This is a genomic window from Microbacterium sp. UBA837 (assembly GCF_002296025.1).
Taxonomy (GTDB): domain Bacteria; phylum Actinomycetota; class Actinomycetes; order Actinomycetales; family Microbacteriaceae; genus Microbacterium.
Window position 1 is genome coordinate 1 of sequence record NZ_DBHD01000187.1, and the last position, 6,057, is coordinate 6,057.

12 protein-coding genes are annotated in these 6,057 nt (G+C 65.3%); all 12 read left to right on the forward strand.

Features of this window, described 5'->3' with window-relative positions:
- Positions 1 to 374: 374 nt before the first annotated feature.
- Positions 375 to 683, forward strand: a complete 309-nt coding sequence (gene rpsJ / locus B3587_RS13400; protein WP_013584016.1) for a 30S ribosomal protein S10 — start codon at positions 375 to 377, stop codon at positions 681 to 683.
- Positions 684 to 691: 8 nt separating this feature from the next.
- Positions 692 to 1,351: a 50S ribosomal protein L3 gene (rplC, locus tag B3587_RS13405; RefSeq protein ID WP_292729505.1), complete on the forward strand. Its 660-nt coding sequence runs from the start codon at positions 692 to 694 to the stop codon at positions 1,349 to 1,351.
- Between the two features lie 2 nt (positions 1,352 to 1,353).
- Entirely contained in the window at positions 1,354 to 2,016 is a 663-nt protein-coding gene (gene rplD / locus B3587_RS13410) for a 50S ribosomal protein L4 (RefSeq protein ID WP_228177323.1), read from the forward strand.
- The gene (gene rplW / locus B3587_RS13415) at positions 2,013 to 2,312 is read left to right on the forward strand and encodes a 50S ribosomal protein L23 (protein ID WP_195692935.1); all 300 of its coding nucleotides are present in this window, start codon (positions 2,013 to 2,015) and stop codon (positions 2,310 to 2,312) included. The genes rplD and rplW overlap by 4 nt, the downstream gene beginning before the upstream one ends.
- A gap of 24 nt (positions 2,313 to 2,336) precedes the next feature.
- Positions 2,337 to 3,176, forward strand: coding sequence for a 50S ribosomal protein L2 (gene rplB / locus B3587_RS13420; RefSeq protein WP_228177322.1), 840 nt, complete (start codon positions 2,337 to 2,339; stop codon positions 3,174 to 3,176).
- Between the two features lie 13 nt (positions 3,177 to 3,189).
- Positions 3,190 to 3,471 carry a 30S ribosomal protein S19 gene (gene rpsS / locus B3587_RS13425; RefSeq protein WP_194423760.1) on the forward strand — a complete coding sequence of 94 codons (282 nt, stop codon included), beginning with the start codon at positions 3,190 to 3,192 and terminating at the stop codon, positions 3,469 to 3,471.
- Positions 3,472 to 3,496: 25 nt separating this feature from the next.
- On the forward strand, positions 3,497 to 3,892 hold the full coding sequence (rplV, locus tag B3587_RS13430; protein WP_228177321.1) for a 50S ribosomal protein L22: 396 nt from the start codon (positions 3,497 to 3,499) through the stop codon (positions 3,890 to 3,892).
- Positions 3,892 to 4,650, forward strand: coding sequence for a 30S ribosomal protein S3 (gene rpsC / locus B3587_RS13435; protein ID WP_195692938.1), 759 nt, complete (start codon positions 3,892 to 3,894; stop codon positions 4,648 to 4,650). The genes rplV and rpsC overlap by 1 nt, the downstream gene beginning before the upstream one ends.
- Entirely contained in the window at positions 4,650 to 5,069 is a 420-nt protein-coding gene (rplP, locus tag B3587_RS13440; protein WP_195692939.1) for a 50S ribosomal protein L16, read from the forward strand. The genes rpsC and rplP overlap by 1 nt, the downstream gene beginning before the upstream one ends.
- Entirely contained in the window at positions 5,069 to 5,380 is a 312-nt protein-coding gene (rpmC, locus tag B3587_RS13445) for a 50S ribosomal protein L29 (RefSeq protein WP_228177320.1), read from the forward strand. The genes rplP and rpmC overlap by 1 nt, the downstream gene beginning before the upstream one ends.
- Positions 5,380 to 5,799, forward strand: a complete 420-nt coding sequence (gene rpsQ / locus B3587_RS13450) for a 30S ribosomal protein S17 (RefSeq protein WP_228177319.1) — start codon at positions 5,380 to 5,382, stop codon at positions 5,797 to 5,799. Before rpmC ends, rpsQ begins: the two co-directional genes overlap by 1 nt.
- A gap of 4 nt (positions 5,800 to 5,803) precedes the next feature.
- The coding region (rplN, locus tag B3587_RS13455) for a 50S ribosomal protein L14 (protein WP_292729518.1) at positions 5,804 to 6,057 on the forward strand (254 nt) is incomplete at its 3' end.

A 6,057-nucleotide genomic window follows, 5' to 3' on the forward strand; every position in this document is an offset into this window, starting at 1 on the left:
CGCGAGTTTGCGACACGCCCGGGATGCACGTAGACTGTTCAGGTTCCACATTCCGGTGCGCACTGCTGTGCGCCTGGATCACTGCCAGGGCAGTGCATAGAACGCGCGGAAGCGCAGAGTCTAGGCCGCGGGCAGCAGAACACGTTTCCCACACAGCATCCCTGCTTGCCAGGGTGACACGCGTGCGTGTCGTGCGGGACCGGATGCGCGAGCGTCCGGGTTGACATCAGAACAGCGGTGCAGCATCCGCAACATGCATCCCCATGCAGCGGAGTGAAGTGCCACGGCGTGCAAGCGCCACGGTGCGTCCAATGCCCGTGCCCCGAACCGATCGGGGTTCAGAGGTAAGACGCGAGAAAGAGAGTGAGCAGACAATGGCGGGACAGAAGATCCGCATTCGCCTGAAGTCGTACGACCACGCCGGGCTCGACAGCTCGGCGCGCAAGATCGTCGACACCGTGACCCGAGCGGGCGCGACGGTCGTTGGACCCGTGCCGCTTCCGACCGAAAAGAACGTCGTGTGCGTCATCCGGTCGCCCCACAAGTACAAGGACAGCCGCGAGCACTTCGAGATGCGCACCCACAAGCGTCTGATCGACATCATCGATCCGACGCCCAAGGCCGTCGACTCGCTGATGCGCCTTGACCTGCCGGCCGACGTCAACATCGAGATCAAGCTCTGAGGTTCGACATGGCTGACATCAACTCAAAGATTTCGAAGGGACTGCTGGGCACCAAGCTCGGCATGACCCAGGTTTGGGACGAGAACGGCAAGCTCGTTCCCGTCACCGTGATCGAGGTGGCCCCCAACGTGGTCACCCAGGTCCGCACTCCCGAGAAGGACGGCTACAACGCCGTGCAGATCGCGTACGGCCAGATCGACCCCCGCAAGGTGAACAAGCCCCTCTCGGCCCACTTCGAGGCCGCGGGCGTCACCCCGCGCCGCCACCTCACTGAGGTGCGCACGGCGGATGCTGCTGACTACTCACTCGGTCAGGAGCTCACCGTTGACGGCGTGTTCGAGGCCGGTCAGCTGGTCGACGTCGTCGGCACCAGCAAGGGCAAGGGCACCGCGGGTGTCATGAAACGCCACAACTTCCAGGGTGTTTCGGCCTCGCACGGTGCGCACCGTAACCACCGCAAGCCCGGTTCGATCGGCGCCTCCTCGACCCCCAGCCGCGTGTTCAAGGGCATGCGGATGGCAGGTCGCATGGGTGGCGAGCGTGTCACCGTGCTCAACCTCACCGTCCACGCAGTCGACGCCGAGAAGGGTCTGCTGCTCGTCAAGGGCGCCGTCCCCGGTGCGCGTGGTCGCATCGTCTACGTCCGCAACGCAGTGAAGGGTGCCTGATCATGGCTGACTCGACTCTCGCGCTCGACGTCCACAAGGCTGACGGCAAGAAGGCCGGCTCGGTTGAGCTGCCCGCCGCCCTGTTCGACGTCAAGACGAACATTCCGCTCATCCACCAGGTCGTCGTTGCGCAGCGCGCCGCGGCTCGCCAGGGAACACACTCGACCAAGCGTCGCGGTGAGGTCTCGGGTGCCGGTCGCAAGCCCTTCAAGCAGAAGGGCACGGGTAACGCCCGTCAGGGTTCGATCCGCGCGCCGCACATGACCGGTGGTGGCATCGTCCACGGCCCCAAGCCCCGCGACTACGGCCAGCGCACGCCCAAGAAGATGATCGCTGCCGCGCTCCTCGGTGCGCTGAGCGATCGCGCTCGCGGTGACCGCCTGCACATCGTCGACTCGTTCGGCATCGAAGGCGCTCCGTCCACGAAGGCTGCTGTCGCGGTCCTCGGCAACCTCGCCCCGGCGAAGAACGTGCTCGTGGTCGTCACCCGCGACGACGAGACCAGCATCCTGAGCGTCCGCAACCTCGCGTACGTGCACGTGCTCTACGTCGACCAGCTCAACGCCTACGACGTGCTCGTCTCGGACGACATCGTCTTCACCAAGGCTGCCTACGACGCGTTCGTCGCGTCGAAGACCGTCTCCACCCAGGAGGTCTCCGCATGACCGCTGTCAACAAGGACCCGCGCGACATCATCCTGAAGCCGGTCGTCTCCGAGAAGAGCTACTCGCTCATCGACGAGGGCAAGTACACGTTCCTCGTGGACCCGCGTGCGACCAAGACCGAGATCAAGCTCGCGATCGAGAAGATCTTCGGCGTCAAGGTGGCGTCGGTCAACACGATCAACCGCGTCGGCAAGGCCCGTCGCACCCGTTTCGGCATGGGCAAGCGCAAGGACACCAAGCGCGCCATCGTCACGCTGAAGTCGGGCTCCATCGACATCTTCACGGCAGTCGGCTGACAGTCGGGATAGAGGACTAGAGACATGGCAATTCGCAAGTACAAGCCCACGACCCCCGGTCGCCGCGGCTCGTCGGTGGCGGACTTCGCTGAGATCACCCGATCGACGCCCGAGAAGTCGCTCCTTCGTCCCATCGCGAAGACCGGTGGCCGCAACAACCAGGGCCGCATCACCACGCGTCACATCGGTGGCGGACACAAGCGTCAGTACCGCGTGATCGACTTCCGTCGTAACGACAAGGACGGCATCAACGCCAAGGTCGCGCACATCGAGTACGACCCCAACCGCACCGCGCGCATCGCGCTGCTGCACTACGTCGACGGCGAGAAGCGTTACATCCTCGCTCCGAACAAGCTGCAGCAGGGTGACATCGTGGAGTCGGGCGCCTCGGCCGACATCAAGCCCGGCAACAACCTGCCCCTGCGCAACATCCCGACCGGTACCGTCGTGCACGCCATCGAGCTGCGCCCCGGCGGCGGCGCGAAGATGGCCCGCTCGGCAGGAGCAGCGGTTCGCCTCGTCGCCAAGGACGGCCCGTACGCGCAGCTTCGTCTGCCCTCGGGTGAGATCCGCAACGTCGACGCACGCTGCCGCGCAACCATCGGCGAGGTCGGCAACGCCGAACAGTCGAACATCAACTGGGGTAAGGCCGGCCGCAAGCGCTGGAAGGGCGTGCGCCCGACCGTCCGCGGTGTCGCGATGAACCCGGTCGACCACCCGCACGGTGGTGGTGAGGGCAAGACCTCTGGTGGTCGTCACCCCGTGAGCCCGTGGGGTCAGGCGGAGGGCCGTACGCGCCACGCCAACAAGGAAAGCGACAAGCTCATCGTCCGCCGCCGCACGGCCGGCAAGAAGCGCAAGTAGGTAGGAACAGAAGATGCCACGCAGTCTCAAGAAGGGCCCCTTCGTCGACGAGCACCTGCTTCGCAAGGTCGTCTCCCAGAACGAATCGGGTTCGAAGAACGTCATCAAGACCTGGTCGCGCCGCTCGATGATCATCCCGGCCATGCTCGGGCACACCATCGCCGTGCACGACGGTCGCAAGCACATCCCTGTGTTCGTGACCGAAACCATGGTCGGCCACAAGCTGGGCGAGTTCGCGCCCACCCGCACCTTCCGCGGCCACGAGAAGGACGACAAGAAGGGCCGCCGCCGCTGACGCGGGGGCGCAAGAGGAGAGAGAAATGGTGGAGTCCATCGCACGCGTGCGACACATCCGCGTGACCCCTCAGAAGGCTCGTCGTGTCGTCGCGCTCATCAAGGGCAAGCAGGCCGAAGAGGCCCTTGCAATCCTGAAGTTCGCGCCGCAGGGTGCGAGCGAGCCGATCTACAAGCTGGTCGCTTCGGCCATCGCGAACGCTCGCGTGAAGGCCGACAACGAGGGCACCTACTTCGACGAGGGTGCGCTGTTCGTCAAGAACGCGTACGTCGATGAGGGAACGACGCTCAAGCGGTTCCAGCCGCGCGCGCAGGGTCGTGCATTCCAGATCAAGAAGCGCACCAGCCACATCACGGTTGTCCTCGCGACCCCCGAGGTTGCTGAGACCGCGCCCGCTACCCAGAAGAAGGCGAGCAAGTAATGGGACAGAAAGTCAACCCGTACGGCTTCCGCCTGGGCATCACCACCGACCACGTGTCGCGGTGGTTCTCGGATTCGACCAAGCCGGGTCAGCGCTACGCGGACTACGTGGCCGAGGACATCAAGATCCGTCGACTGCTGAAGACGCAGCTCGACCGTGCCGGTGTCAGCAACATCGAGATCGAGCGCACGCGTGACCGCGTCCGCGTCGACATCCACACCGCCCGCCCGGGCATCGTGATCGGTCGCCGTGGCGCCGAGGCCGAGCGCATCCGCGCCGACCTCGAGAAGCTCACCGGCAAGCAGATCCAGCTGAACATCCTCGAGGTCAAGAACCCCGAGGCCGACGCTCAGCTGGTCGCTCAGGGCATCGCCGAGCAGCTGTCTGCTCGTGTCGCATTCCGTCGCGCCATGCGTAAGGGTCTGCAGGGCGCGCAGCGTGCCGGCGCCAAGGGTGTCCGGATCCAGGTCTCGGGTCGCCTCGGCGGCGCGGAGATGAGCCGGTCGGAGTTCTACCGTGAAGGTCGTGTGCCCCTGCACACCCTGCGCGCGAACATCGACTACGGCTTCTACGAGGCCAAGACCACCTTCGGCCGCATCGGCGTGAAGGTCTGGATCTACAAGGGCGACCTCACCAACAAGGAACTGGCCCGCGAGCAGGCGAACCAGAAGCCCGCGCGCGAGCGTGGTGACCGTCGTGGCCCCCGTCGCGACAACCGCGCCGCTGAGGCCCCGGTCGCAGAAGGAGCGTCGGCATAATGCTCATCCCCCGCAAGGTCAAGTACCGCAAGCAGCACCACCCGGGTCGCGATGGCCAGGCCACCGGTGGCACGAAGGTGTCGTTCGGTGAGTTCGGCATCCAGGCCCTGACCCCCGCTTACGTGACCAACCGTCAGATCGAGTCAGCTCGTATCGCGATGACCCGTCACATCAAGCGTGGTGGAAAGGTGTGGATCAACATCTACCCCGACCGTCCGCTGACCAAGAAGCCTGCCGAAACCCGCATGGGTTCGGGTAAGGGTTCGCCGGAGTGGTGGGTCGCAAACGTCAAGCCGGGTCGCGTCCTGTTCGAGGTCGCCGGCGTCAACGAGCAGCTCGCTCGTGAGGCCCTGACCCGTGCCATCCACAAGCTGCCCCTGAAGGCACGCATCATCAAGCGCGAGGAGGGCGACGCGTAATGGCGATCGGCACCAAGACGCTCGCCCCGAGCGAGCTCGACACGTTCGAAGACCAGCGCCTGGTCGAGGAGCTGCGCAAGGCCAAGGAAGAGCTGTTCAACCTGCGCTTCCAGTCGGCCACCGGCCAGCTCGACAGCCACGGCCGCATCCGTGCGGTCAAGCGCGACATCGCGCGGCTGTACACCGTCATCCGCGAGCGCGAGCTCGGCATCCGTGCCACGCCCGCTCCCGTCGAGAAGGCGACCAAGGCTCGCAAGACGAAGGCCGCGAAGTCGGATGACGACGCCGCCGCCAAGGAGGAGGCTGAGTGATGGCCACCACAGAGAACACCACTGAGAAGGCTCCGGCCAAGAAGGCTCCCGCCAAGAAGGCTCCCGCCAAGAAGGCTCCGGCCAAGAAGGCTGCCGAGGAGGCCGTTGTCGAGGCTCCGGTCGAGGCCGGCCACGAGCACTCCGAGCACGACGTTCGTGACCCCAACGCCCGCGGTTACCGCAAGTCTCGCCGTGGCTATGTCGTCTCGGACAAGATGGACAAGACGATCGTCGTCGAGGTCGAGGACCGCGTGAAGCACCCCCTCTACGGCAAGGTCATCCGCCGGACCTCGAAGGTGAAGGCGCACGACGAGGCGAACACCGCGGGTGTCGGCGACCTGGTCGTCATCAACGAGACCCGTCCGCTGAGCGCCACCAAGCGCTGGCGTCTGGTCGAGATCCTCGAGAAGGCGAAGTGATCTCATGATTCAGAACGAATCCCGCCTCAAGGTGGCGGACAACACGGGCGCGAAGGAGCTGCTGACCATTCGTGTGCTGGGCGGCTCCAACCGTCGCTACGCGGGTCTCGGCGACATCATCGTGGCAACCGTCAAGGACGCGATCCCCGGCGGCAACGTCAAGAAGGGCGATGTCGTCAAGGCAGTTATCGTGCGCACCGTCAAGCAGACCCGTCGTCCCGACGGCTCCTACATCAAGTTCGACGAGAACGCCGCCGT

Excerpts from the sequence above, each read along its gene's own strand:
- rplB (WP_228177322.1), top strand. The coding sequence starts at position 2,337 with ATGGCAATTCGCAAGTACAAGCCCACGACCCCCGGTCGCCGCGGCTCG.
- rpsC (WP_195692938.1), top strand. The coding sequence starts at position 3,892 with ATGGGACAGAAAGTCAACCCGTACGGCTTCCGCCTGGGCATCACCACC.
- rpsQ (WP_228177319.1), top strand. The coding sequence starts at position 5,380 with ATGGCCACCACAGAGAACACCACTGAGAAGGCTCCGGCCAAGAAGGCT.
- rpsS (WP_194423760.1), top strand. The coding sequence starts at position 3,190 with ATGCCACGCAGTCTCAAGAAGGGCCCCTTCGTCGACGAGCACCTGCTT.
- rplC (WP_292729505.1), top strand. The coding sequence starts at position 692 with ATGGCTGACATCAACTCAAAGATTTCGAAGGGACTGCTGGGCACCAAG.
- rplD (WP_228177323.1), top strand. The coding sequence starts at position 1,354 with ATGGCTGACTCGACTCTCGCGCTCGACGTCCACAAGGCTGACGGCAAG.
- rpsJ (WP_013584016.1), top strand. The coding sequence starts at position 375 with ATGGCGGGACAGAAGATCCGCATTCGCCTGAAGTCGTACGACCACGCC.
- rplP (WP_195692939.1), top strand. The coding sequence starts at position 4,650 with ATGCTCATCCCCCGCAAGGTCAAGTACCGCAAGCAGCACCACCCGGGT.
- rplW (WP_195692935.1), top strand. The coding sequence starts at position 2,013 with ATGACCGCTGTCAACAAGGACCCGCGCGACATCATCCTGAAGCCGGTC.
- rpmC (WP_228177320.1), top strand. The coding sequence starts at position 5,069 with ATGGCGATCGGCACCAAGACGCTCGCCCCGAGCGAGCTCGACACGTTC.
- rplV (WP_228177321.1), top strand. The coding sequence starts at position 3,497 with ATGGTGGAGTCCATCGCACGCGTGCGACACATCCGCGTGACCCCTCAG.